19 protein-coding genes are annotated in these 25,314 nt (G+C 72.4%); 7 read left to right on the plus strand and 12 right to left on the minus strand.

What is annotated here, in order from left to right:
• The first annotated feature begins 198 nt into the window (after nucleotides 1-198).
• Nucleotides 199-1,686 (plus strand): DUF11 domain-containing protein, encoded by a 1,488-nt coding sequence (locus E1292_RS25925; protein WP_132597814.1) that lies wholly within the window; start codon nucleotides 199-201, stop codon nucleotides 1,684-1,686.
• A 46-nt stretch (nucleotides 1,687-1,732) separates the two neighbouring features.
• Here the strand turns inward: E1292_RS25925 and E1292_RS25930 are convergent, their stop codons facing one another.
• On the minus strand, nucleotides 1,733-2,314 hold the full coding sequence (locus E1292_RS25930) for a helix-turn-helix domain-containing protein (protein WP_132597815.1): 582 nt from the start codon (nucleotides 2,312-2,314) through the stop codon (nucleotides 1,733-1,735).
• A gap of 90 nt (nucleotides 2,315-2,404) precedes the next feature.
• Here E1292_RS25930 and E1292_RS55460 point away from each other — a divergent pair, with 90 nt between their 5' ends.
• Nucleotides 2,405-3,982 (plus strand): FAD-dependent oxidoreductase, encoded by a 1,578-nt coding sequence (locus E1292_RS55460; RefSeq protein WP_132597816.1) that lies wholly within the window; start codon nucleotides 2,405-2,407, stop codon nucleotides 3,980-3,982.
• Nucleotides 3,983-4,069: 87 nt separating this feature from the next.
• A complete protein-coding gene (locus tag E1292_RS25940; RefSeq protein ID WP_132597817.1) occupies nucleotides 4,070-5,365 on the plus strand; it encodes an alpha/beta hydrolase in 1,296 nt (431 codons plus the stop codon).
• A gap of 31 nt (nucleotides 5,366-5,396) precedes the next feature.
• On the opposite strand, the gene E1292_RS25945 is transcribed toward E1292_RS25940, so the two are convergent.
• The 10 genes from E1292_RS25945 to E1292_RS25990 form a co-directional block, all read right to left on the minus strand.
• Complete coding sequence (locus tag E1292_RS25945; protein ID WP_132597818.1) at nucleotides 5,397-7,685, minus strand: ATP-binding protein; 2,289 nt, start codon at nucleotides 7,683-7,685, stop codon at nucleotides 5,397-5,399.
• 64 nt (nucleotides 7,686-7,749) lie between these two features.
• Nucleotides 7,750-8,946, minus strand: a complete 1,197-nt coding sequence (gene manA, locus E1292_RS25950; RefSeq protein WP_246090334.1) for a mannose-6-phosphate isomerase, class I — start codon at nucleotides 8,944-8,946, stop codon at nucleotides 7,750-7,752.
• A gap of 316 nt (nucleotides 8,947-9,262) precedes the next feature.
• The gene (locus E1292_RS25955) at nucleotides 9,263-10,483 is read right to left on the minus strand and encodes a cytochrome P450 family protein (protein WP_132597819.1); all 1,221 of its coding nucleotides are present in this window, start codon (nucleotides 10,481-10,483) and stop codon (nucleotides 9,263-9,265) included.
• A gap of 3 nt (nucleotides 10,484-10,486) precedes the next feature.
• Nucleotides 10,487-11,581 carry an NAD(P)/FAD-dependent oxidoreductase gene (locus tag E1292_RS25960; RefSeq protein ID WP_165974740.1) on the minus strand — a complete coding sequence of 365 codons (1,095 nt, stop codon included), beginning with the start codon at nucleotides 11,579-11,581 and terminating at the stop codon, nucleotides 10,487-10,489.
• Nucleotides 11,578-12,522: a cucumopine synthase-related protein gene (locus E1292_RS25965; RefSeq protein ID WP_132516095.1), complete on the minus strand. Its 945-nt coding sequence runs from the start codon at nucleotides 12,520-12,522 to the stop codon at nucleotides 11,578-11,580. Before E1292_RS25965 ends, E1292_RS25960 begins: the two co-directional genes overlap by 4 nt.
• A 54-nt stretch (nucleotides 12,523-12,576) precedes the next feature.
• The gene (locus E1292_RS25970) at nucleotides 12,577-13,569 is read right to left on the minus strand and encodes a hypothetical protein (RefSeq protein WP_246090335.1); all 993 of its coding nucleotides are present in this window, start codon (nucleotides 13,567-13,569) and stop codon (nucleotides 12,577-12,579) included.
• A gap of 66 nt (nucleotides 13,570-13,635) precedes the next feature.
• Entirely contained in the window at nucleotides 13,636-15,057 is a 1,422-nt protein-coding gene (locus tag E1292_RS25975) for an RICIN domain-containing protein (RefSeq protein WP_132597822.1), read from the minus strand.
• Nucleotides 15,058-15,086: 29 nt separating this feature from the next.
• Nucleotides 15,087-15,908, minus strand: coding sequence for a carbohydrate ABC transporter permease (locus tag E1292_RS25980; protein WP_132597823.1), 822 nt, complete (start codon nucleotides 15,906-15,908; stop codon nucleotides 15,087-15,089).
• Nucleotides 15,905-16,888, minus strand: a complete 984-nt coding sequence (locus E1292_RS25985; protein ID WP_132597824.1) for a carbohydrate ABC transporter permease — start codon at nucleotides 16,886-16,888, stop codon at nucleotides 15,905-15,907. The genes E1292_RS25980 and E1292_RS25985 overlap by 4 nt, the downstream gene beginning before the upstream one ends.
• On the minus strand, nucleotides 16,885-18,168 hold the full coding sequence (locus E1292_RS25990; protein WP_132597825.1) for an ABC transporter substrate-binding protein: 1,284 nt from the start codon (nucleotides 18,166-18,168) through the stop codon (nucleotides 16,885-16,887). Before E1292_RS25990 ends, E1292_RS25985 begins: the two co-directional genes overlap by 4 nt.
• A 357-nt stretch (nucleotides 18,169-18,525) precedes the next feature.
• Here E1292_RS25990 and E1292_RS51355 point away from each other — a divergent pair, with 357 nt between their 5' ends.
• The 3 genes from E1292_RS51355 to E1292_RS26000 all read left to right on the plus strand — a co-directional run bounded on the left by E1292_RS51355 (nucleotide 18,526) and on the right by E1292_RS26000 (nucleotide 21,349).
• Nucleotides 18,526-18,672 (plus strand): hypothetical protein, encoded by a 147-nt coding sequence (locus E1292_RS51355; protein ID WP_165974741.1) that lies wholly within the window; start codon nucleotides 18,526-18,528, stop codon nucleotides 18,670-18,672.
• Nucleotides 18,673-18,772: 100 nt separating this feature from the next.
• A complete protein-coding gene (locus E1292_RS25995) occupies nucleotides 18,773-20,398 on the plus strand; it encodes a heparinase II/III family protein (RefSeq protein ID WP_132597826.1) in 1,626 nt (541 codons plus the stop codon).
• Nucleotides 20,399-20,578: 180 nt separating this feature from the next.
• Nucleotides 20,579-21,349 carry a SigB/SigF/SigG family RNA polymerase sigma factor gene (locus E1292_RS26000; protein ID WP_132597827.1) on the plus strand — a complete coding sequence of 257 codons (771 nt, stop codon included), beginning with the start codon at nucleotides 20,579-20,581 and terminating at the stop codon, nucleotides 21,347-21,349.
• Between the two features lie 60 nt (nucleotides 21,350-21,409).
• Here E1292_RS26000 and E1292_RS26005 read toward each other — a convergent pair whose 3' ends face one another.
• Nucleotides 21,410-22,648 carry an endo-1,4-beta-xylanase gene (locus tag E1292_RS26005; RefSeq protein WP_220447065.1) on the minus strand — a complete coding sequence of 413 codons (1,239 nt, stop codon included), beginning with the start codon at nucleotides 22,646-22,648 and terminating at the stop codon, nucleotides 21,410-21,412.
• 247 nt (nucleotides 22,649-22,895) lie between these two features.
• Between E1292_RS26005 and E1292_RS26010 the strand changes: the two genes are divergently transcribed.
• The gene (locus E1292_RS26010; protein WP_132597828.1) at nucleotides 22,896-25,268 is read left to right on the plus strand and encodes a beta-xylosidase/alpha-l-arabinosidase; all 2,373 of its coding nucleotides are present in this window, start codon (nucleotides 22,896-22,898) and stop codon (nucleotides 25,266-25,268) included.
• Nucleotides 25,269-25,314 lie beyond the last annotated feature (46 nt).

Genomic DNA, 25,314 nt, shown 5'->3' on the forward strand with positions numbered 1-25,314 from the left:
CGTCGCGGCTGATCCCGCGTGGTCGGTGCGCGTGGTGATATTTCCGGCTATGGCAGTCAGGTTCCGACACGCCCGGTAGCGCGCAACCCCCGTAACCGGCGCGGGTGTGGTTCGCACCCGGCAACATGCACGGAGGGTAGCAGTCGATGACTTACAGTTTCCCCGTCATTTTCAGTCATCGCCTGTTCAGGGGGACAGATGAGATCACGGACCATCCCGATCACGACGGCCGCCGCCTTGGCCATGGCCGGCCTCATGGCGCCGGTGGCCGCCGCGTCGGGGGCCGCTCGGGCCGCTGCGCCCGCGGCGGGGAAGCCGGCGGACACGCGCCCGCGGTGGCCGCACGGCGCGGACAGGTCGCCGGAGATGGACGCCCACGAGTCGAGCGACTTCTGGACGTCCGCCCGCATGGCGGCCGCGCTCGGCGCGCCTCTGCCGGAGACCGAGCTGACTCCGCACCACGGCGAGGGCGCGGCGCGGGTCACCGGCATCCCGTCGTCCCAGCGGCTGACGCCCGGCGGTGACGCCAACGGCTACGGCCGGGTCCGGCGTCCCTACAGCAAGCTCCCGCACACCCGCGCCGCCGGCCGGCTGTTCTTCGTCGACGCCCACGACAAGCTCAGGTCCTGCACCGCTGCCGTGGTGCGCTCGCGCGACGAGTCGCTGATCGTCACCGCCGCGCAGTGCGTGTACGGCGAGCCGGGCGACCACGACGGAGGGGAGTACCGCCAGGATCCGGGGCACCACGGCTGGCATCGCCACCTGCTGTTCGTGCCGGCCTACGACGGGCGGGGAGAGCGGGAGCCGTACAGCCGGTGGGGGGCGGTGCGCGCGTGGAAGCCGAGCGCCTACACCGGCCAGGAGGGCGGGGACGCCAACTCCCCGTACGACGTCGCGCTGGTGGAGGTGGAGAACGTCTACACCGACCAGACGTTGCAGGACCGGGTGGGCGGCTACACCGTGCTGCGCAACCAGGGAGGCGGCTTCAAGGTCAACACGATCGGCTACCCCGCCGTGCATAAGGACCGCGCCTACCAGGGCAAGGACCAGATGTGGTGCCAGGGCCGCACCCGCCCGGCCCGCCCGTACGAGCCGCGCCGCCACGACGTGCGGTTCGGCGGGCTGACCACCCACAACTGCCAGCTGGTCGACGGCGACAACGGCGGCCCGTGGATGTTGCGCGCCCCTGGCAGCGGCCTCGTCGGCGTGACCTCCACCGGCCGGTCGCACCACGGCGACAACGGCAGCACCACCGCCACGGCGCTGGGCATCGACTCCTACGGCGCCATCGTCAAGGCGGCCGACCCGGACGGCGTCTACGACCAGCTGTCGATCAGCGCGGACGTGGCGGACGGGACGATCGAGCAGGGCGAGAGCACCACGGCCACCCTGACGGTCGCCATGCACGGGCTGAGCGGAGCGGCGGGCGTGCCCGTCAGCGTCTGGCTGCCGCGCGGGTTCCGCCTGGTGCCCGACACCGAGACCGGGTGCGAGGGGACGAGCGGCGAGGTGACCTGCACGCTCGACACCATCTACCCGGGGCAGACGATGGAGCTCGGCCTGCGGATCGCGGCCGACGACGTCGCCCCCGGCAGGTACCGGTTCCGTGCGGCCGTCGAGCGCACCCACCTCAACCCGGACCCGCGCGGCACCGTCGCGCATTTCAGGATCCGCGTCCTCCGCTGACCGCACGCGAGCGCCGCCGCCCGGCGGCTCCGGAACCGGCCCGCCCTCACTTGGGGGCGGGCTTGGCTCTGACGTGCATGCGCTCGCCCTGCGGGCCGAACAGGGCCAGCACCTCGGCGGGCTCGGAGTCCGGGTTGGCGAAGGCGTGCGGCGTCCGCGTGTCGAACTCGGCCGCCTCGCCCGGGGTGAGGATCACGTCGTGCCGTCCGAGCAGCAGGCGCAGCCGCCCCGACAGGACGTACAGCCATTCATAACCCTCATGGACCTGCTGCTCCAGGTCGGCGTTCGGCCAGTGCGGCGGGTAGATCTGCTTGAACGCCTGCAACCCGCCCGGCCGGCGGGTCAGCGGGATGTAGGTCCTGCCACCTCTGAGCTTGACCGGCCGCATGTGCACCCGCGGGTCGCCGGTGACGGGCGCGTCGATCAGCTCGTCGAGTTGCACCTGGTGAGCCGTGGCCAGCAGGAGCAGCAGCTCCAGCGTCGGCTTGCGCTGCCCGGCCTCCAGGCGCGACAGCGTGCTGACGGAGATGCCCGTGCTCGCGGACAACTGCGCCAGCGTCACGCCGCGCTCCTGCCGCAAGGCCCGCAGCCGCGGCCCCACCGCCTGGAGCACTTCGTCGAGTTCCATGGATCCACCTTGCCATTTCGGCAATGATATTTGTCAAATCCACGCCCTTTTGCGGACAGTGGCCGCACCACATGGACAAGAGGAGCGGCAATGGACACGAGATATGACGTGGTCGTCGTCGGAGGCGGCGCCGCCGGCCTGAGCGGCGCCCTCACGCTGGCCAGGGCGCGGCGCGGGGTGCTGGTGATCGACGCGGGGCAGCCGCGCAACGCGCCCGCCGACGGTGTGCACGTCTACCTGGGGCGCGAGGGCACGCCGCCGCACGAGCTGCTGGCGGCGGGCCGCGAGGAGGTGGCGCGGTACGGAGGCGAGATCGTCACGGGCACCGTCGAGACCGCCGAGCCTACCGGCGAGGGGTTCCGGCTCGTGCTCGCGGACGGGTCGCAGGTCGAGGCCGCCCGGCTGCTGGTGACCACCGGCCTGGTCGACGAGTTGCCCGACGTGCCGGGGCTGGCCGAGCTGTGGGGCCGCGACGTGCTGCACTGCCCGTACTGCCACGGCTGGGAGGTACGCGACCAGGCGATCGGCGTGGTGGCCACCGGCCCGCTCGCCGTGCACCAGGCCCTGCTGTGGCGGCAGTGGAGCGACGACGTGACCCTCTTCCGCCACACCGCGCCCGAGTTCGGCGAGGAGGAGGTCGAGCAGCTCGTCGCCAGGGACGTCAAGGTGGTGGAAGGACATGTCACCGGGCTGCAGCTGACCGGCGGCCGGCTCAGCGGCGTGCGGGTGAACGGCACGGTCGTGCCGCGCCGCGCCCTCGCCGTCGCCACCCGGTTGACCGCGCGCTCCGGCCTGCTCGCCGGGCTGGGGCTGGAGACGGCCGAGCAGGAGATGGCCGGGCACGTGATCGGCACCTACGTCCCCGCCGACCCGGCGGGCGCGACCAGCGTGCCCGGCGTGTGGGTGGCGGGGAACGTGACGAACCTGGTCGAACAGGTCATCGGCTCGGCGGCGGCGGGCGTGCGCGCGGGCGCGGCCATCAACGCCGACCTGATCGCCGAGGAGACCCGCCAGGCCGTCGCCGTCCGCCGGGCGCACGCGGGCGGCCAGGTCTCCCCGGAGGAGTACTGGGACGCCTTCTACACCGAGCGCCCGCAGATCTGGAGCGGGAGGCCCAACGTCATGCTCGTGCGCGAGGCCACGGACCTGGAGCCGGGCCGCGCGCTCGACCTGGGGTGCGGCGAGGGCGCCGACGCGATCTGGCTCGCGGAGCGCGGCTGGCGGGTGACCGCCACCGACATCTCCCGCGTCGCGCTCGACCGGGCCGCCGAGCACGCCAAGGCCGCGGAGGTGGCCGAGCGCATCGACTGGCAGCGGCACGACCTGGGCAGCACGTTCCCCGACGGGCACTACGACCTGGTCTCGGCCTCGTTCCTGCACTCGAAAGGCGAGCTGCCGCGCGAGAAGATCCTGCGCTCCGCGGCGGCGGCCGTCGCGCCCGGCGGGGTGCTGCTCGTCCTCGGGCACGGCGGGTGGCCGAGCTGGGAGCGCAACCCGATGCCCCACGTGCACTTCCCGACGACGCAGGACGTGCTCGACGCGCTCGACCTGCCGGAGGGTGAGTGGGAGGTGCTGCGCAGCGAGGAGTACGAGCGCAGCCAGCACGACCCCGAAGGCCGGCCGGGCACCCGCACCGACAACGTGCTGAAGATCCGCCGCCTTCCCTAGGGCCGTCGTTGACGGGGCCGCTGATCCCTGATCTTCTGATCACGCGGCCCCCTTCCCCGCGGCCGTTTCGTGCGGAGGTGGTGTCCCATGCGACGGTCGTCCCGGGTCATGGCCGCGCTGGTCCTGACGGTCGCGGCGCTCGTGGCGCCGGCGGTCCCGGCTCACGCCGGCGCGGTCCCGGCTCACGCCGGCGCGTGCGCGGCGAGCCTGCCCCACCCCGACGGCCACGGCATCACCTGCGTACGCGTGGACCGGAGCCCGCAGCCCGACGGGTCCGAGCTGCGCGACGTCGCCATGACCTCGACGGCGATCTTCCAGCCGGCCGGCGGGACGCCCGAGATCTCCCCGCTCGCCCGCGAGATCACCGTGCGGATCTACCTGCCCCCGGACTACGACCCCGGCGGCGGCACCCGCTACCGCTCGCTCTACCTGCTCAACGGCGGCGGCGACAACTACGACGAGTGGACCACGAAGGCCGATCTGGTGTCGCTGATCGCCTCGGTGCCGGACCGCCCGTTCGACGGCATCGTGGTGATGCCCACGGGCGGCATGACGGGCTGGTACGCGGACTGGGCCGGCCGCACCGACGGATATTTCGCGCCGAAGTGGGAGACGTACCATATTTCCCAGCTCATTCCGTGGATCGACGCCAACTTCCCCACGATCGCCGACCGCTCGGGCCGCGGGCTGGCGGGCCTGTCGATGGGCGGCTACGGCACGCTGCGGTACGCCGCCGCGCACCCCGGCGTCTTCTCGGTCATCGGCGCCTTCTCTCCCGGCATCGACCTGCGGGCCAAGCCGGCCCAGCGCACGGTGTCCGACTCGATGTGGCAGTCGGGAGCCGCGATCACGCCTCTCGACCTGGGCAAATACCGGGTGAACAAGTACAGGGACGGCGTCATCGTCCTCGACCAGCAGGAGCAGCTGCTCTACCGGCTGGACACCCTGTTCGGGCCGCACACCACCGCCGCCGGGCCGGACGGGCAGACGGTCCACGACTGGCCGTCGGCCAACCCGGCCGTGCTCGCCACGCAGGGCGGATACGCCCCGTACAGCGGCAGGCTCGGCCTCTACGCGGGCGGCTGCAAGACCCTGCCCCGCGACTCCTCCGGCCGGTACGTGCTCGGCGACGGCGACGACCCCGCGCCGCCCGAATGCGGCTACAGCACCACCTCGCCGGAGAACACCGAGGCCAGGGCCGTCAACGAGGCCATTCTCGGCTCGCACGCCAGCGCCTTCCACACCAGCCTGACCGGCCTGGGAGTGCGCCACCGCTACTGCTACGGCACCGGCGGCCACGACTGGGGCTCGTGGCCCGGCATCCTGGTCGACTTCCTCCAGTACGCCTACGGCACCGCCCCGGCCCGCTGCCCCAACGCCTGAGCACGGCCGGGTGTCCCGGAGAGCCGTCGTCCTAGCGGCAGTGATGGGTGAACCACGTCGCGACCTGCACCCGGGAGGAGAGGGACAGCTTGGTCATGATGTGCTCGACGTGCCCTTCGGCGGTGCGCTGCGCGATGACCAGCCTGGCGGCGATCTCCTTGTTGCTCAGCCCCTGGGCGACCAGCTCGGCGACCTCCTGCTCGCGGGGAGTGAGGACGGAGGGCTGCGGGCGTTCGGCCGAGGAGCTCCGGTCGACGTCGAGCGCGTAGTCGACGGCCTGGTCGAGGGACAGGCCGGCGCCCCGCTGGAAGGCGCTCGTGTACGCGCCCCCGCCCAGGACGCCGCGCACCCGCGTCTGGCAGATGTTGTGGAAGTCGGTGAAGGGCCGCAGCCCGGGCGTCGCCGTGCCGACCGACCGCCACGCCACGCCGGCGGCGCCGAACAGGGTGGCCGCCCGCTCCTCCTGGCCGTGTGCCGCCTCGATCCAGGCCAGCACCTCCAGGCTCTCGGCGACGCCCCACCGGTCGTCGTGGCGGCGCATGACGTCGAGCCCCTTCTTGACCAGCGCCGCCGCCCGGTCCTGCGCTCCCTGGAACCACTGCGCCAGGCCGGCCACCCACAGCGCGTTGGACCGGGACAGGTAGGCGCTGCGGCCCTCGCACATCGCCAGGCACTCGGCCGCCGCGGCCGCGGCCTGGTCACCGTCGCCCAGCGCCGAGTGGACGATGACCAGGTGAAACAGGGTCATCCACACCCCCGCCTGGTCACCGCAGGCCAGGTAGCGCTCGCGCGCCTCCAGCAGGAGCGCGAGCGCCTCCCGGTGGTCGCCCCTCAGGTGGGCGGCCAGCCCCGAGAAATGGGCGACGCTCGTCAGAGCGGCCGGATGGTCCAGCCGCCGCGCGAGGTCGCGGCACTCGCCGAGCAGGGGCATGGCCGTGTCCACGTCGCCCTGCCTGAGCGCGAACCAGGCGGCCACCCACAGGGCGTCGGCGCGGACCGGGGTGGCCTCGGGGGCCGATTCCAGGGCCCGGGACAGAAGGCGGCGGCCCTCGCCGAACGAGCCCGCGGCGAAGAGCCAGAAGTGCCACAGCGAGCTGACGATCTCCAGCGCCGCGTGCGCTTCGCCGGGCTCGTCGAGGCTGAACTCCAGCGCCGTCCTGATGCCGTCCTTCTCGTGCTGGAGCCTGGTGACCCACTCCGCCTGGTCAGGGCCGAACCACTCGTGCCGTGCCCGCCGCGCCAGGCCCAGATAGTGGTCGCGGTGCCGCCGGCGCAGCGCCGGCTCCTCGCCGGAGTTCGCCAGGATGGCATGGCCGTACTCCCGGATGTTGTCGAGGAAGCGGTACCGGGCGCGCCCGGTGCGCTCGGCGCGCGCCAGGATCGACTTGTCGAGCAGCCCGACGAGCAGGTCGAACACCTCGTCCGCGGCGATCCCGTCGCCGGAGCAGATCTGCTCGGCGGCTTCCAGGCCGAACTCGCCGGGGAACACCGACAGCCGGGCCCACAGGGTGCGCTCGGCGGGGTCGCACAGGTCGTAGCTCCAGTCGATCGCCGCGCGCAGCGTACGGTGCCGGGGGACGGTGGTCTGCCGCCGGTCCGCCAGGAGCCGGAACCGGTCGTCCATCCGGGTGAGAATCTGGGTCACGGGCAGCACGCGCAGCCGCGCCGCGGCGAGCTCGATGGCCAGCGGAACGCCGTCCAGCCGCCGGCACAGCTCGGCCACCGGCTCGCTGTCGTCCCCGAGGGTGAAGTCCGGCTGGACGGCCGCCGCCCGCTCGGCGAACAGGGTCACCGCCTCGTTGAGGGCCGGGGACTCGCCGCGCTCGGGCAGGGCGAGCGGCGGCACCGTGAACACGCACTCGCCCTCCACGCCGAGGGTCTCGCGGCTGGTCGCGAGTATCCGTAGCTCAGGGGCCGCGCCCAGCAGCTTGCCGGCCAGTACGGCCACCGCCAGGGGCATGTGCTCGCAGTTGTCCAGCAGCAGGAGCAGTTGCCTGGACTCCAGCAGTTCCACCAGACCGGAGTCGGGCCGCCGCGGCGATTCGTCGCGGAATCCCAGGGCGTCGAGGACGGCGGGCGCGAGTGACTCGCCGTCGTTCAGGGGAGCGACGTCGACCAGCCACACGCCGTCACGGAAGGCCCGGTGCGCGTCGGCCGCTATGCGCAGCGCGAGCCTCGTCTTGCCCACACCGCCGGGGCCGGTCAGCGTCAGCATGCGGGTCTGGGTCATGAGCCGCCGAGCCCGGGCGAGCTCGTGGCGGCGGCCGACAAAGCTGGTCAGTTCGAGCGGCAGGTTGCCCTCGGGCCGTTTCGTGACCATGTCTTACAGTAACGTGCCAGGTCAAGCCGGTTCGGTCGCCCGTGCCGAGCTCCGCGCGAGGAATCTACACTGTAAAGGCGCCGGGTTCGGCGCCGTACACAGTGCCCTTGCCGGAAAGCCGCACCGGCGGAGCGGCGGCCGGCACGAAGGCCGACTGTCCGGGCCGCAACGTGAGGCCGTCGCCGAGGTGGGTCTCGCCGTCGAGGCAGAGCACGATCCGCGGTACGCCGCAGGGCAGGGTGTGGGCGGCCTGGCCGGTCAGCTCGTAGCGGGTGAGCGCGAACTCGGGGGCGGGCGGCCGGTAGTGGTGCTCGCCGGCGGCGTCGTGCCCGGGGTGGACGACGTGCGGGCCGGCCGGCGTGAAGCCGACGACGCGCATGAGTTCGGGGACGTCGACGTGCTTGGTGGTGAGGCCGCAGCGCAGCACGTTGTCGGAGTTGGCCATGATCTCCACGCCGATGCCGCCGAGGTAGGCGTGGGGCACCCCGGCGCCGAGGTAGAGCGCCTGGCCGGGGAGCAGGTCGACGTGGTGGAGGAGGAGGGCGGCCACGATGCCTGGGTCGCCGGGGCATGCGCGGGCGATGCCGGCGTAGGGGGCGAGGTCGTCGTCGCCGGGCCCGAGGTCCAGCAGGGCGCGCTCGACCTGGGCGCGCAGCGGCCGGGACGCGTCGTCGAGCATCTGGGCGAACACCGTGCGCAGGGCGGTCTCCGGCTCGCCGGAGCGGAGCGTGCCGATCCAGGGCCGCAGGTCCGGCAGGCGCAGGCGGTCGAGCAGGTCGGCGGTGGCGGCGGGGTCGCGGAACCCGCACAGGCCGTGGAAGGGGGTGATGGCGCAGACCATCTCGGGTTTGTGCGAGGCGTCCTTGTAGGTGCGGGTGGCGTCGTCGAGGGGGATGCCGCGGGCGTTCTCGTCGGCGAAGCCGGCTTCGGCCTGCGCGGTGGTGGGGTGGACCTGGAGGGAGAGCGGCCGCTCGATGGCGAGGACTTTCAGCAGGTAGGGGAGCGCGGGCCCGAACCGGGCGGTGGAGCGCTCGCCGAGGGTGGCGGCGGGGTCGCGGGCGATGAGGTCGTTGAGGGGGACGCCGTCGACGGTCGAGGGGGCGCCGGGGTGGGCGCCCATCCAGAGTTCGGCCTGCGGCCGGCCGGTGGGCTCCGTCTCGAACAACTCGGGCAGGGCGGTGACCGAGCCCCAGTCGTAGGGGCGGATGGTGGTGGCCAGGCGCATGGGCGCGTCGGTCGGTGGCAGGTCGGTCTGTGGCACGGCGTCGGCTCCAATCGTCGTTCATGGAGCGTAGAACGCGATCGGTGGGCGTCAGTACTCAGGTGCCGTGTTGCGGGAGACCGGCGCGGGCACGCTCCCTCCTCGTCGGGGGCGGCCGACCCGCGCGTCGATCGAGGCCGAGGCGGCGGGGCCGCCTGACGGGCCGGCGGGCCCGCAGGGCGCACGACCTGATCGACGGCGGCACGCCGGGCCGACGTGCGCCGCGGAGCGCCGGCTCCGCGGCGGTCACCGTGCGCGCGGAGCGCCGGCTCCGGGGGCGGGTCAGTGCGCGCGGAGCGCCGGGTGCGCGGGCAGGTCACTGCGCGCGCGGGCCCAGCAGGACGGGCATGGTGCGGGTGCTGTTGCCGAGCAGGGTGTCCAGCGGGCGCAGCTCCTCGGCCGGTACGGCGGGCGTGATCTCCGGGAACGCGTCGAAGAGCGCGGACAGCGCCACCTCGGCCTCGAGGCGGGCCAGTGGCGCGCCGAGGCAGAAGTGCGGGCCGTGTCCGAAGGACAGGTGGGTGGCCGGCGGGTCGGTGAGGTCGAACAGGTGCGCGTCCTCGCCGTACTGGTCGGGGTCGCGCCCGGCGGAGGCGAAGCAGGCCAGCACGGGCTCCCCTGCGCGCACGCGTACGCCGTCGATCTCGACGTCGCGCAGGGCGTAGCGCATGGGGAAGTAGGCGATCGGCGAGTCCCAGCGCAGGGTCTCCTCGACGGCCGCGCTGTAGGGGCATTTGCCCGCGCGCAGCAGCTCGACCTGGTCGGGCACGTGGAGCAGGGCGCCGATGGCGTTGGTGATGAGGTTGACCGTGGTGACGTGGCCGGCGATGAACAGCAGCTCGATCGTCGCGAACAGCTCGTCGTTGGAGAGCCGGCCGCCGTCCTGCTCGCGCAGCGTGATCAGGTCGGTGATGAGGTCCTCGCCGGGGCTGTCGCGGCGCTCGTCGATGATCTGGCCGAGCAGCACGTGCAGGGCCTGGCGCAGGTCGGGTGTGTCGTCGAGGCTGCCGCCGACCTGCGCGACGGCGTCGGTGAGCTCGTGCAGTCTCTCCTGGTGCGCGGCCGGGATGCCGATCATGTCGGAGATGACGTCGCGGGGCAGCGGGTAGGCGAACTCCTTGCGCATGTCGACCGGCCGGCCGGGCGGCATCGCGGCGAGCCGGTCGATGAGCCCGGCGGTGAGCTGCTCGATCCTCGGGCGCAGCCCCTTCAGCCGGCGGGGCGTGAACGCGGCGGTCAGCGGGGCGCGCAGCCTGCGGTGTTCGTCGCCTTCCGCGTTGAGCATCGAGGTGTCGGTGACGATGCGGGTGATGGCCGTGCCCGGCGGGGCGCTGTCGCGGTCCTTCCAGTAGCGCAGTTCCCTGGACAGGTCCGGGTGGGTCAGCACGGCCAGCAGCGTGGAGTAGCGGGTGGCGGCCCAGGTGTGCACGCCTTCGGCGGTCACCGGGACGAGCGGTCCGGCCTCGCGCAGCCGGTCGTCGTCACCGTGCAGGTCGCCGGTGGCCGGGTCGAGGATGAAGCGGTTGTCGTCTGTCATGGGTCATCCCGTTCGTCGTGGGCTGACCGCCAGCGCGGTCACGTCGAAGCCGGGGTCCTGGTCGAGGTAGAGGTCGCGGACCAGCTCGCCGGCGGCGGGCGCGTTGCACAGGCCGTGGCCGGAGAAGCCGGTGGCGTACAGGAACGCCGGAGGGCCCGGCTGGTGGCCGATGAAGGCGGTGCGGTCGGGGCTGGCGTCGCGCAGGCCGGTGACGGCGGTGTGCAGCGCGAGCTCCGCGAGGCTCGGGTAGACCTCGGCGACCCGGCCGGCCACGTCGCGCCGCCAGGCCTCCCGGTCCGCCCCCGGGTAGCCCATGCCGATCAGCATGCGGCCGTCGCGGACCCTGATGAGCAGGCCGGTGGCGGCGTGCAGGGTGACCGGGACGTCGGGCGTGCCGGGCGGCAGCGGGTCGGTGGTGAGCAGCTCCTGCTCGATCGGCTCGGTGAGCGGCAGGTCGACGCCCGCGCAGCGGACGAGCGAGGCCGACCAGGCGCCGGCGGCGCAGATGATCGCGTCGGCGCCGATCTCGCCGCTGGCCGTGCGTATGCGGCCGGCCTGCGCGTCGATGCCGGTGACCGGGCAGCCGGTACGCAGTACGGCGCCGGCCTTCTCGGCCGCCTGCGCGTAGGCGGTGACGATGGCCGTGGTGTCGGAGATGTAGGCCTGCGGCGAGTAGGCGGCGGCCAGCAGCGGCGTGTCGTCGCCGACGAGCGGGTTGAGCTCGCGCGCCTCCTCGACGGTGATGAGGCGGACGTCGACGCCGGCGGCGTGCTGGGCGGGCAGGTCGGCCTGGAAGGCGGACAACTGCTCGGGCTCGGTGAACAGGATGAGGTAGCCGACCTGGCGCAGGGGCAGGTCGGTGCCGGGCCGGTCCGGGAAGGCCTGGTAGGCCTGCAGGCTCCGTACGGCCAGCGCGGAGCTGACCGGGTTGCCGGCGAAGTAGGAGCGGACGACGTCGGCGGTGGCGCGGGAGGCGCCGGAGCCCAGCGTGCCGCGTTCGAGCAGGGTGACGTCGACGCCGGCTTCGGCCAGGTGGTAGGCGATCGACAGGCCGATGACGCCGCCGCCGACCACCACCACCCGGGAGCCGCCGTTCACACCGGCTCCCGCACGGCGCGCAGGCTCTCGCCGGCCTGCCAGGGGAACAGGTGCAGGTTCCACCCGCCCAGGCAGTTGCAGTAGAGCGCCATGTGGGCCATGACGGAGATGAAGTCCTCGTGGCTGTCGAGGCGTTCCAGGCCCGACAGGAGGCGCTGGGTGAAGTCCCACAGGGTGTCGAGGCCGCAGTAGCCGAGGAACTCGGCGGGTGTGGCGGCGAGCTGGCGGGTCATCTGGCGCAGCCACGGCATGGGCATGCCGTCGAGGGCGGCGCGGACGAGGCCGCCGTAGCAGCTGTAGCCGAGCGGGCGAGTTTCGCCGTTGACGAACAGGAGGGTGGTCAGGACCGTCTCGTAGCTGCCGGCGCCGGAGGGGATGCGCCCCTCGTGCAGGTCGACGAGCTCGCGGGGCGGGTCGAGCCAGATGCGCTGGGTCTCGGCGTGGACGTCCTTGACGAGTTCGTTGAGCTGCGGGTCGCCGATGGGCAGCCGGGGCAGGACGTGGCCGCCGTCCTCGCCGGCGCGGCGCACTTCGGCGATGACGGGTTCCTTGGTGGTGTAGACGGCGTTCCAGACGTCGCGGCCGGCCTGGATGAGGGCGTCGAGGTCCTCTTCCGCGACCTGGCCGACGGGGGTGGCGGTCATGGGCTCGGTGAGTTCGCCGTACTTGATGCCCAGGTGCTGCAGGCGCGAGCAGAACAGGGTGCCGTCGGGCACGGTGCGGCGGTCCACGCGGTATTCCGCGGGGGCGTGCAGCAGCGAGTGGACCGGGGCCACGTGGTAGAGGTGGTATCCCGCGACCAGGGCGTGTCCTTGCAGGCTGCGGTAGGGGAGCGCGTCCCACAGGCATTGGGCCAGGGCGGGGTTGCGCTCGTCGAGTTGGGCCGCCACGGTGATGCCGAGGCTGGGCCAGGTTATTTCCACACGCTTAGTCTCGTTCACAGTACGTCACTGTATCGTCGCATTTTGTGGCGATACAGGGCGTGGTCAGGGTATTTACCCGGACATGACCGCATCTGGGTGCTGCCCCAGCAGCGCCCCGGTCCGGGCGTCACCCCAGACCGAGCGCTCGTCCACGTACGGCCGCAGCAGCGCGATGAACCCCGGATCGCCCCGCCCCGCCAGCTCGTCGACGGCGATCCTGCGGGCCACGCCCGCGATGACGTCGGCGACCTGGATCCGGGCGTCGAGGAACGACTCGGCCAGCCGCAGCCCGGCCAGCCGGCCGTCGAGGAGCGCCCGCAGGCGGGCGATGCGCTCGTCGGTGAGCGTGGTCTGCCGGTCGTGCACGATCGAGACGGGCTCGCCGCCCCGGCCCCAGAACTCCACGGCCCGCACGATGGCCGGGATGAGCGGGTCGAGGGTGGGGAAGACGTGCGGGGCCTCCAGCAGCCGCTCCCTGAAGGCGGCCACCCGCGGCCTGGCCTGCCACAGCAGCTCCACGATCTCGCCCGCGGGCCCGGGGCCGCGCAGCTCGTCGACCAGGAGGAAGGCGTCGTCGACGGACATGGTGACGCCCTGGCCGTTCTTGGCGCGCAGCAGGTAGTTGAAGGAGTCGAGGAAGGCCGTCCACCGTGCGGGCCCGAACGCGCGCGGGCCCTCGCGGTAGAGGGTGACCGCCCTGGCGGAGGAGCGCGGGTCCAGGGCCAGGCCGACGCCCGGCGAGTGGCCGGCGTCCAGCAGGGCGACGATCTTGCGCACGGCGAGGAAGGGTTTCTCGGTCAGGAACACGTGGGCGCGGCCGAGCAGCGGCCCCGACGGGCCGAGCAGCCACCTGAGCGTGCCCCGGTGCTTGTCGCGCAGGACGTGGCAGGCCGCGTACTGGCTGGCCGGGGTGGGCGCCCGCTCGCGCAGCTCGCCGATGCACTCTTCCGCCGCCCGCCGGCTCATCAGGATGGCGGCGTGGGTGAAGATGTCGGTGTTGCCGCCGACGAGCTTCTCGCCCTCCGCGCCGGACTCGTCGCACGTCACTTCGAGAGGCTCCGACACGTACGCAAATGTAACCAAGGCCGCGTCCCGCCCGCGAGGCGATTTCGGGCGGGACCGCGGCGCACTCTAGAGGGGCGTCCTGGTGAACTGCTGGTTCTGCCCGCCGTTGCAGGGATACTGCTTGAACTGCACGTCGTTGTCCTGCGACGAGCTGGGCAGGTCGGCGCACTTGCCCGAATGCCTGGCCACCAGCCGCACGTAGCCGCCGCCCGCGTCCTGCACCGACCACTGCTGGTTGGCGCCCGAGCCGCAACCGTACTGCTGGAGGGCGGCTCCGTCGGCGGTGCTGACGCCGTCGACGTCGAGGCACTTGCCGGAGTGGCGGGCGATCACCTGGACGTAGCCGCCGCTGATCGACTGGATGCGCCACTGCTGGTTGTGGCCGGTGCCGCAGGTGTACTGGATGACGGGGGCCAGGTTGGCGCCGGAGCCGTTGCGCACGTCGGCGCACTTGCCCGAATGCCGCACCGCCAGCCGGTCGTAGCCGGAGCCGGACGCGGTGATCGTGCCGGCGGCGGCGTCGACGGTGAGCTGCCTGGCGTAGGACAGGCTCATCGAGGTGCTGGTGGGGAACTGGATCGGCAGCCACACGTAGCGCGAGTCGTTGACCGGGCCGCCCCAGGCGCCCGCCCACCGGTCGCCGAGATACAGGTAGGAGGTGCCCGAGCCGCCCTGCACCGGCAGCACGAACGCCGGCTGGGAGCCGAACGTGAGCGCGTCGCCGGCGTTCTGCCAGCCGCTCCACGAGCCGCCGATGCTGGTGGCGGTGGCGTACTTGGCCTGGTTGGGCTGCCAGCCGGTCGCGCCCGAGGTGAGCAGGAAGTACACGCCGTCGCGCTTGAACATGGCCGGCGCCTCCCGGTGGTCGCCGTCCCACATGCGCACCAGCGAGGCGACGTCGGTGTAGTCGGCGCTCAACCGGTAGACGTGCAGGTCGTAGTTCTCGTCGGCGGCCGAGATCATGTAGCCGGCGCCGTCGGTGTCCACGAACGCGGTGATGTCGCGCGACATGTGACCGAGGGGCCGGAAGCTGCGCAGGTAGGTGTAGTCCCCGTCGACGGTGTCCGACACGGCCACGGCCGCCCGCGCCTCGCCGTAGTCGCGGCCGTTCTCCTTGTGCATCCACATGACGAACCTGCCGGTGGCGGCGTTGTAGACGACCTTCGGCCGTTCGATGTTGGCGACCTGCAACTCGGCGGCGCTGGACTGGGTGAGCACGTGGTTGCGGAACTCCCAGGTGCGCAGGTCGGCCGAGCGGTAGGCGGAGACGTAGCGGAAGGTGCCGTCGGCGTTGCGGTTCTCGCCGAACCAGTAGTAGTACGAGCCGACCTTGACCACCCCGCCGCCGTGGGCGTGCAGCGGGTTGCCGGAGGCGTCGGTGAACTGGGCGCCGACCGGCACGGTGATGGGCGCCGCCGCTGCGGGGCCGGTGGGTAACAGCGCCAGGACCAGGCAGAGCCCGGCCAGGAGGGTGAGGACGCGGGACATGACGTACGGACTCCTCTCGGAGGGGGCGTTCAGCCCTTGATGCCGGTGAGCAGGACGCCCCTGACGATCCACCGCTGGGCGATGAGGAAGAGGGCGACCAGGGGCAGGATGGCCACGAGCGCGCCGGCGAACAGCGCGGGCAGGTTGACCGCCTGCTGGTTGAGGTTGGTGGACAGCGCCACCTGCACGGTCCAGTAATCCGGGTCCTGGCCGATGACCAGCGGCCACAGGAAGGCGTTCCAGTGTTCGATGAAGGACAGGATGCCGAGCGAGGCGAACAGGGCGCCGGAGTTCGGCAGCGCCAGCCGCGCGTACAGGCCGAGGAAGCCCAGGCCGTCCACCCGGCCCGCGTCCTCCAGCTCGCGCGGGAACCGCAGGTAGAAGCCGCGGAACAGCAGCACGGCGAACGCGCTGAACAGGCCGGGGACGATCAGCCCCCACATGGTGTTGACCCCGCCCATCGAGCCGACCACGACGAACGTCGGGATGAACGTGGCCGCGCCCGGCACCATCATCGTGGCGATGATGAAGAAGAACACCGGCCTGGACGCCGCCACGGGGATGCGGGCCAGCGCGTACCCGGCCATCGACGCCAGCAGCGTCGACAGCGGCGCGGAGATCGTCGCGATGAGCGCCGAGTTCCACAGGGCGTGTGCCAGCGGCACCGCCTCGTTGCCGAAGGCGTCGGCGAAGCCCTGGAAGCTGATCTCCTCAGGCCACCAGTGCCAGTCGAGCGAGCCCAGCTCCCGCCTGGTCATGAGCGCGTTGCGGATCAGCAGGTAGAACGGCAGCAGGAACGGCACCGCGAAGACGATCGCCGCCGCGTAGGAGCCCGGATGCCGTTTCCTCATCGCCCCTCCTCCTCGGCGGTCCTGCCGAACCCGGCGAAACGGCCCTGCAGCAGCGTGAACACCACGATCAGCGCGGTGACGACGAACGCCCCCGCGGATCCGGCGCCGTAGTTCTGCTCGCCGAGCGCCGTCTGGAACAGGTAGATCAGCGGTGTCCTGCCGTCCGCGCCGCCCAGCCCCGACAGGTTGGAGGCCAGGATGTTGTAGAACTCGTCGAACGCCTGGAACGCGTTGATGATCAGCAGGAGCGTCACCGCGACCGACGTGTTGCGCAACATCGGCCAGGTGATGTGCCGGAACAGCTGCCATTCGGTGTGCGCGCCGTCCACCCGCGCCGCCTCGTACAGCTGGGCGGGGATCTGCTGGATCCCGGCCAGGAACAGGATCATGTAGAAGCCCGTCTGCAGCCACAACCGCACCGTGACCAGCACGATCCAGTACAGCGGCGGGTCCACGGTCGCCACCCAGCCGATCGAGTCCTCGTAGCCGAGCAGGTACGCCAGGCTGTTGGCCACACCCGACGGCGTGCCGCTGAACAGGCTCATCTTCCACACGAGCGCGCCGACCACGTACGAGACGGCCGCCGGGATGAAGAACGTGGTCCTGAAGAACGCCCGGCCCCCGCGCAGCCGGTTCACCAGCACCGCCAGGCCCAGCGCCAGCGCGAACGTCACCGGGACGATGAACACCGTGAACACGAGGATGGTGACCAGCGACCTGGTGAAGGCGGGGTCGCCGAGCAGCCGCCGGTAGTTCTCCAGCCCGTTCCACGAGCCGAGGCTGATCGTGCCGCGCGCGTCGTTGAAGCTGAGCAGCAGGCCCCAGCCGATGGCCACGTACTTGAACAGCAGAAGCCCGGCCACCATCGGCAGCGTGAGCAGCACGAACGCGCGCCAGGCCGGCCACCGGGAGGCCCACCGCGCGGGGGCGCGGTGCGGCCCGCCGGCGCGGGGGCGGGCGGGCGCGGCCGTGGTCGTCATAGCGTGGGCACCTTGTCCAGGATGTCCTGGGACCGCTTGGCCGCCTCCGCCAGGGTCCTGGCCGGGTCGGCGTCCTTCTTGACGATGGCGGTGACGGCGTCGGTGTAGGGCTGTTCCACCTCGGGGGTCCACAGGGCCGGCTGTTTGACGCCGTGCGTGTTCGCGGCCTCCATCACCGCCTGGGCCGGCCCGGTCCGGAGCTTGTCCGCCGCGTTCGCGGCGCTGGTGCGGGGCGGGATGTGGAAGCCGTAGCCGAGGTTCCAGTCGGTCTGCGCGGCGGTGTTCTCCACCCACAACCAGCGCACGTACTTCGTGGCCGCCTCCAGGTTGGCGCTCTTGCCGTTGACGACCTGCACCCAGCCGCCCATGTTGACCACCTGACGGCCGCCGGGGCCGAAGGCCGGCAGCGGGAAGGCGGCGAAGTCGTCGCCCAGCTCGGCGGTCATGCCGGGGACGGCCCACATGCCGACCCACTGCATGGCCGCCGCCCCGGTGATCAGCGCGCTGGGGTCCCACCAGTCGGTCGAGTAGCCCTGCAGGGTGACCTTGCTGTCGTGCAGGCCCTTGAGCGCGGTGAGCGCCTCGACCACCTTCGGGTCGTCATAGGTGATCTCGCGGTCGTCGACCAGCAGGTTGCCGTTCGACCAGGGCACCAGCATCCCCAGGTCGCCGATGCCGTCGTTGCCGACGAACAGGCCCTTCTGCCTGCCCGTGGTGAGCTTCCTGGCCGCCGCGGCGAACTCGGCGAAGCTCGTCGGCACGGCCACGCCGGCCTTCTGGAACAGCGACTTGCGGTAGAACACCAGCATCGGGTCCACGACCATGGGCACGGCGTAGACCTTGCCGCCCCACGTGTACGGCTCCAGCACCTTGGGGTCGAAGTCGGACTTCTCCGCGCCGAGCACGTCGTCGAGCGGCGTGACCTGCTCGGCCTTGACCATGTTGGGGCTGACGTCGTTGACCTCGTAGACGTCGGGGCCGTCCGGGGTCAGGACGGCGGCCGTCCACTTGGTGGCGTAGTCGCCGGGGATCCAGGACACCTTGACCGCGATGTCCGGGTTGGCCTTGGTGAAGTCGGCGGCGTAGCGCAGGGCCGCCTGCTGCGTGCCTTCCTCGCCGTACTCGTGGTACCAGTGGTTGAGGGTGATCTTGGCGTTGCCGGTGGCGGGCGGGGTCTTGGTCTTGGCCAGCGGGTCGCCGCCGCACGCGGAGACGGCGGCGCCGGCGACGAAGAGCACGGACCCTTTGAGCAGTCCGCGGCGGGTGAGTGGTCTGTCCATCGGGGCCACCTCTCGTGGGGGGAGTGAGATCGGTGCCGATGTGGGGTAACCGGTTACTGCTGACGTCGTGAGGCGGACGTTAGACGCGTCCGATGGGTGGCGTCAATGCGCTGTTAACTGTTCGTTACAAAGCTGCTGGAGTCGGCCTTGACGGACCGTGACAGATCTCTTAGCGTCCTGGGCGTCAGCCAAGTAACCGGTTACCCACCGGAGGTCCGCCATGGGATCGCCGGCCGCCGATCGGGCCGCCTCCGCGTGCACCGGCCCGGGAGCGGGTGGCGCGGCCGCCCGTACAGGCTGGGCGCTGGTGGTGCTGGCGGCGCGCGCCCGTCCGCGCCGCCGTCACCGGGAGGCCACGTGAGCACCTCCGGCCGGGTCACCACTGTCGCTGATCTGCACCACCGGCGGCGACCCCGGCGCGAGCTGTCGATCCTGCGGCTCCCGCGTGCGCAGCCGCCCTGGCCGGGGCGCCGCCGCCCCGCCGCCCTGCACCGCATCGCCTGAGGCCCGCCCGCTGTCGCCGGTCTCCCGCGGACGCGTATGGTGCGGGGGCGGGCCGTGCGGGATTCCCCACGGCGAACGGCGGGCGGCAGGGGAGGGGCCGATGAGCCGGGACGGAGGCCGGGACCTGCTGGTACGGCAGGCGCGGGAGGAGGCCGCCAGGGCGCGTACGGAACCCCTGCCCGCGCTGACCTTCGCCCTGTGGCGCCGCTACGCGGACACCGGCGACCGCCAGGCCTACGAGGGCGTCTACTTCGAGCGCCGTCGCCGCCTGGCCGCCCTCATGCTGGCCGCGCACCTGGACGACCGCCCCGACCCGGCGCTCGACGACCTGCTGTGGTCGGTGTGCGACGAGTACACCTGGGTGCTGCCGGCCCACGAGCCGAGAGACCGCCCGGTCAACGCGTTCGTCGACCTGTTCGCCGCCGAGACCGGCCATGCCCTGGCGGAGGCGGCGGGCCTGCTCGGCGAGCACCTCGACCCCCGGGTGCTGGCCCGGGTGCGCGAGGAGGTGGAGCGCCGGGTCCTGCGCCCTCTCCAGGAAGGCGCGCCTGCCCTGTGGTGGGAGTCGGCCGGGCACAACTGGGCGGCCGTCTGCGCGGGCGCGGCCGGGATGGCGGCGCTGGCGCTGGACTCCGAGCGCCTGCCGGCCCTCCTGCCCCGTCTGGAGCGGGCCCTGGAGTCGTTCCTGGCGGGCGTGGGCCCGGACGGCGCCTGCCTGGAGGGCCCCGACTACTGGTCCTATGGTTTCGGCTATTTCGTCTACTTCGCCGAGGCGCTGCGCGAGCGCACGGGCAAGGACCTGCTGGACGATCCCCACGTACGCGAGATGGCGGCCTACCCCGCCAGGGTCGACCTCGGCGGCGGCGCGCGCCCGGCCTTCGCCGACTCCTCCGGCATGGGCGCCTACCCGGCCGGCCTGCTGGACCGCCTGGCGGAACGCCTGGGCGTGCCCGTGCCGCAGGGGCGGGAGCCGTCGTTCCACGACGACCACTGCTACCGCTGGGCCCATCTGAGCCGCACCCTGTGGTGGACGGCGCGGACGCCGCGCACCCCGCCGGCGCCGCACGACCGCCTGCCGGACGCCGCGATCGTGGTCGCCAGGGCGAACGGCACGGCGTTCGCCGCCAAGGGCGGCCACAACGACGAGCCGCACAACCATCTCGATCTGGGCCACTTCATCCTCCACGCCCACGGCAGGACGGTGCTGGACGACCTGGGCGCCCCGGAGTACACCCGCGACTACTTCGGCGCGGGCCGCTACGCGGTGCCGCAGGCCTCGGCGGAGTGGCACTCGATCCCGCTGATCGACGGCGCCGCGCAACGCCCCGGCCGTGACCGCCGCGCCGAGACCGTCCGGTACGCGGCCGGCCACGACACCGTGGAATGGACGCTGGACCTGACGGCCGCCTACGACGCGCCCCGGCTCACCCGCTTCACCCGCGCCTTCGCCTGGCGGCCCGCGCGGCTGGAGCTCACCGACACCTTCGCCTTCGCGGGAGGCGACTGCCCGGTGGCGGAGCTGTTCGTCTCCCGCCTGCGCCCCGAGCTGGGCCGCGACTCCGTCGGCTGGGGGCCGGTCGTGCTGGAGATCCCGTCCCCGTGGCGGGCCCGGGCGGAGGAGCTGGAGGTACGCGGCCACGACGGCGTGCCGGAGACCGTGCACCGCGTACGCCTGACCGCCGCCGTCCCGTCCGGCCCGCATACCTTCGTCTTCACCGTGCGTTGACGGTCGCTGAAGCAGAGGAGCGAATCTGTAACTCTCTATGTTGATTAATGCCCGCGAATGGGGAATACTCTGATCCAGAAGTCCAGCAGAGGGCTTCGACTCACGCATTATGTGTGGCGTGCCTCTGCCTGGGCTTTTTTGCGTTGCGGGGGCTGCCATGAACGACCTTTGGAGCATCAGATGGCCGTCCTGGAGATCGCACTCGAAGAGATGACCGCCGAGCAGCTGCTCACCGAGATGAACCGGCCCGAGACGCCTGAGCTGCGCAAGGTACGGATCCGTGAGCGGGTCGTGGCCATGTACGACGCTCTGGTGGGCGAGGTCACCCGCCGCTACCGCTACCGCGGCGAGCCGATGGAGGACCTGCGCCAGGCCGCGTACGTGGGCCTGATGAAGGCCATCAACGGATTCGACCCCACCCTGGGGCACGACTTCCGCGGCTACGCGATGATCACGATGGTCGGCGAGGTGAAGCGGCACTTCCGCGACCGCACCTGGGCCATCCGGGTGCCACGGGTCTACCAGGAGCGCCGCCTGGAGCTCAACAAGGTGACCAGCGAGCTCACCCAGACCCTCGGCCGCGCCCCCACGGTCGCCGAGCTGGCCGGCAAGATGGGCATCTCGGAGGAGGACGTGCTGCTCGCCCTCGACGCGTCCGCCGCGTACAGCACCCTGTCGCTGGACGCTCCGGTCGGCGGCGAGGACGACGCGGCCGATCTGGGAGACTTCCTGCCCGCGCAGGACGACTCGCTCGACAACCTGCTCGGCAAGCACGCGATCAAGCCGCTCATCGACGCCCTCCCTGACCGGGAGCGCAACATCCTGCTGATGCGGTTCTACGGCAACATGACCCAGTCCGAGATCGCCACGGAGTTCGGCATCTCGCAGATGCACGTCTCCCGCATCCTGCGCGCCGTGCTCACCAAGCTGCGCACCGCCCTGCAGGACTGATCGGCCGGCCACCCCCGCCGCCGTTCCGCCCGGACCGCGCCGTCCGCGCCGGGGGTGAGGTCACATGGCGGCGGTGGCGCGGGTCTCGCCGGGAGCGTCCAGGTGGAAGGCGGCCGTGCGGCCGGCCGCCGACACCTCGTACGCGCCGAGGAACCCGGTGAAGCGCACCCGCCCCTCAGCGTCGGTGCGCAAGGTGGTGGGCGGGAACCACCAGTCGCCCTTGATGAGCGAGCGTGCCGCGTCGTACGACGGCTTCGGACACCCGTCGGCGCGGACGAACCCGCCGGGTGCGCCGAGCCAGCCGCCGTCGGTCATCCCCCAGTACGTCATCGCCTCCACCGCCGGATGGGACAGCAGCGTGCGGTAGTGGCGGACGATCTCGTCGGCCTGGCGCTCCTCGCCCTCGGGGGTGCTCGGCCAGGCCGCCACCTGGTAGTCGTTCAGGTCGACGATGTGCTCGGGCATGAGCTCGCCGGACAGGATGGTGGTCTCGGTGAAGTGGAGGGGCAGACCGTAGCGCGAGAAACGGTCGAGGACGGCGAGTGTCCTCTCCTCGCCCCAGTACCCCTGGTGCATGTGGCTCTGCAGGCCCAGGCCGTCGATGCGGATGCCGGCCTCGAGCAGGCCCTCGATCAGGCATTCGTACGCCGCCGACATGTCGAAGTCGTTGAGCAGCAGCGTGGCGTGCGGGTTGGCCTCGCGGGCGGCGTCGAAGACCATCCTGACCATCGGGATGCGTCCCATCTCCCGGCACAGGCGCGTGATGCCGTTGTCGTACTTGTCGAAGATCGGCATGATGACGACCTCGTTGATGACATCCCACATATCGATAAGTCCTGAAAAATCGCCCACCTCGCGCCGGATCCGGTCCACCTGCGCGCGGGCGATCTCCTCGTTCGGCAGATCCGTCAGCCAGTCGGCCGTCACCGTGTGCCACACCAGCGGATGGCCCTTGACCGGGCGTCCCCGCTCGCGGAACCACGCCGCCGCGTTCCGCAGCCGCTCCTTCCGTGGCTGCCCGCGCTCCTCCTCGAACTGCCCCCAGTAGAAGGGCAGCGTGACGAAGTTGAACAGCCCGAGCCAGTGCTCGGCCAGGCGCTCGGCCCTGGCGGTGAGCTCGCCGGTGAGCTCGCCGTTCGCGAGGGGGACGAGGTCGAACCCGGTGCACCCGAACAGGAACCGGTGCTCGCGCTGGGCGACGACCACATCCCGATCCGGCAGCGGATCGCCGTCGAGGGTGACGGTGATCGCGGCGTCCGCAGTACGGTTCTTCCTGATCGAGGCGTCAAGATTCGTCAATGCCACGACACCCTCACATCGCTCCGAAAGTTTCGGGAAAGTTATTGCCGCACAACGACCCGCAAAGCCGGTGAGCTCGAGCGTCGTACGCCGACCAGATCTGCAACATAGCAGTTGGAGACGCTCTTGACAGTTTTCCGCGAGGCCCCTTATGTTGCCGCAATATTAAGCAGTTTTCCTTGAAAGTTTCGGCTTCACATACCGCAATGCGCGTGGGATGTTGCCGTTAGAAGCCCGAAGGGATGGCATGACGGGCCACGGACCGATCGACACGAGCCCCACGCCGGACGACAGCACCCGATGGCGGGACCCAGGGCTGTCCCCCGGTGAGCGAGCCGAGGCCCTCATCCCGCTCATGACGCTGGAGGAGAAGGTCGCCCAGCTGGTCGGGGTGTGGGTCGGCGCCGACGCCTCGGGGGAGGGCGTCGCCCCGCACCAGACCGAGATGGCGGGCGGCGCCGAGTGGAGCACCGTCATCCGCCACGGGCTCGGCCAGCTGACCAGGCCGTACGGCACCGCGCCCGTCGACCCCGCCGCCGGCGCCCGGTCGCTGGCCGCCTCCCAGGCCGAGATCGTGGCGACGAGCCGGTTCGGCATCCCGGCCCAGGTGCACGAGGAGTGCCTGACCGGGTTCGCCGCCTGGCAGGCGACCGTCTACCCGGCGCCGCTCAGCTGGGGCGCCACGTTCGACCCCGGGCTGATCGAGGAGATGGCCGGGCGGATCGGCCGCTCCCTGCGGGCCGCCGGCGTGCACCAGGGCCTGGCCCCGGTGCTCGACGTGACCCGCGACTACCGCTGGGGCCGCACCGAGGAGACGATCAGCGAGGACCCCTACCTGGTCGGCACGATCGGCGCGGCCTACGTGCGCGGAGTGGAGGGCGCCGGTGTCGTCGCCACGCTCAAGCACTTCGCCGGCTACTCCGCCTCGCGCGGCGGGCGCAACCTCGCCCCCGTGCCGATGGGCCGCAGGGAACTGGCCGACGTCGTCCTGCCGCCGTTCGAGATGGCGCTGCGCCTGGGCGGCGCCCGGTCGGTGATGAACTCGTACGCCGAGATCGACGGCGTTCCCGTGGCGGCCGACGACGGCCTGCTGACCGGGCTGCTGCGCGACGAGTGGGGCTTCACCGGCACGGTCGTCGCCGACTACTTCGCGATCCGGTTCCTGCAGAAACTGCACGGCGTGGCCGCCGACGCCGCCGAGGCGGCCGGGCTCGCCCTGCGCGCCGGCATCGACGTCGAACTGCCCACCGTCGACACGTTCGGCGAGCCGCTGATCGAGGCGGTGAGGGCGGGCGCGGTCGACGAGAAGCTCGTCGACCGCGCGCTGCGCAGGGTGCTGACCCAGAAGGCCGAGCTCGGCCTGCTCGACGAGGGCTGGCAGTGCCTGCCCGACGGCGCCGACCGGCTCCGCCTCGACGACCCCGAGAGCCAGGACATCGCCCTGCGGCTGGCCCGCGAGTCGGCCGTGCTGCTGCGCAACGCCGGGGGAATCCTGCCGCTGGCGCCCGGCCGGCGGGTGGCCCTCGTGGGGCCGGTCGCCGACGACCCGATGGCGATGCTCGGCTGCTACGCCTTCCCCGCGCACGTGGGCGCCCACCCCGAGCACGGGCTCGGGCTGGAGATCCCCTCGCTGCGCGAGGCGCTCGGCGCGCTGATCCCCGGTCTCGCCTACGCGCCCGGCTGCGACATCACCGGCGACGACACCTCCGGCATCGAGGCCGCGGCCGCCGCGGCCGCCGCGAGCGACGTGTGCGTGCTGGCCGTCGGCGACCGGGCCGGGCTGTTCGGCCGCGGCACCTCCGGCGAGGGCTGCGACGCCACCGACCTGCGCCTGCCGGGTGTCCAGTCCGAGCTCGTCAGGGCCGTGCTCGCCACCGGCACCCCCGTGGTCCTCGTGCTGCTGGCCGGGCGGCCGTACGCGCTGGGGGAGGAGGTGGACGGCGCCGCCGCCATCGTGTACGCCTTCTTCCCCGGCCAGCGCGGCGGCCAGGCGCTGGCCGAGGTCCTCACCGGCGCGGTGAACCCGTCGGGGCGGCTGCCCGTCAGCGTGCCGCGCGACGCGGGCGGCCTGCCGGCCACCTACCTGTCGCCGTGGCTGGGCCGGCGCTCGCAGGTGTCGTCCGTCGACCCCACCCCCGCCTTCCCGTTCGGCCACGGGCTGGGCTACACCACGTTCGAGTGGAGCGACGTGACGGAGCCCGGCGGGCCCGGCGAGCCGGCCGCCTGGCCGGTCGACGGCGAGGTGAGCGTCGCGGTCACCGTCCGCAACGCCGGGCCGCGGGCCGGCACCGAGGTCGTCCAGCTCTACCTGCACGATCCGGTCGCGCAGACCACGCGGCCGGTGGTCCGCCTGGTCGGCCACGCCCGCGTGCCGCTGGAGCCGGGCGAGGCCGCCCGCGTGACGTTCGACGTGCCGGCGGACGTCACCTCGTTCACCGGCGTGCGCGGCCGGCGCATCGTCGAGCCGGGCGAGGTCGAGCTGCGCTTCGCCCGGTCGAGCGCCGACGTGGTCGCGGCCGTGCCGCTGCGCCTGACCGGCGACGTGCGCGAGACCGGCCACGAGCGACGGATGCGGCCACGGGCGCGGATCGAGCGCATCGCACCGGAGGAAAGAGGATGAGCAGCACCCCCACGACCATGAACCCGCCACCGGACACCAGCGAGAC

The sequence above is a fragment of the Nonomuraea deserti genome, from assembly GCF_004348685.1.
In the GTDB taxonomy this organism is placed as follows: Bacteria; Actinomycetota; Actinomycetes; order Streptosporangiales; family Streptosporangiaceae; genus Nonomuraea; species Nonomuraea deserti.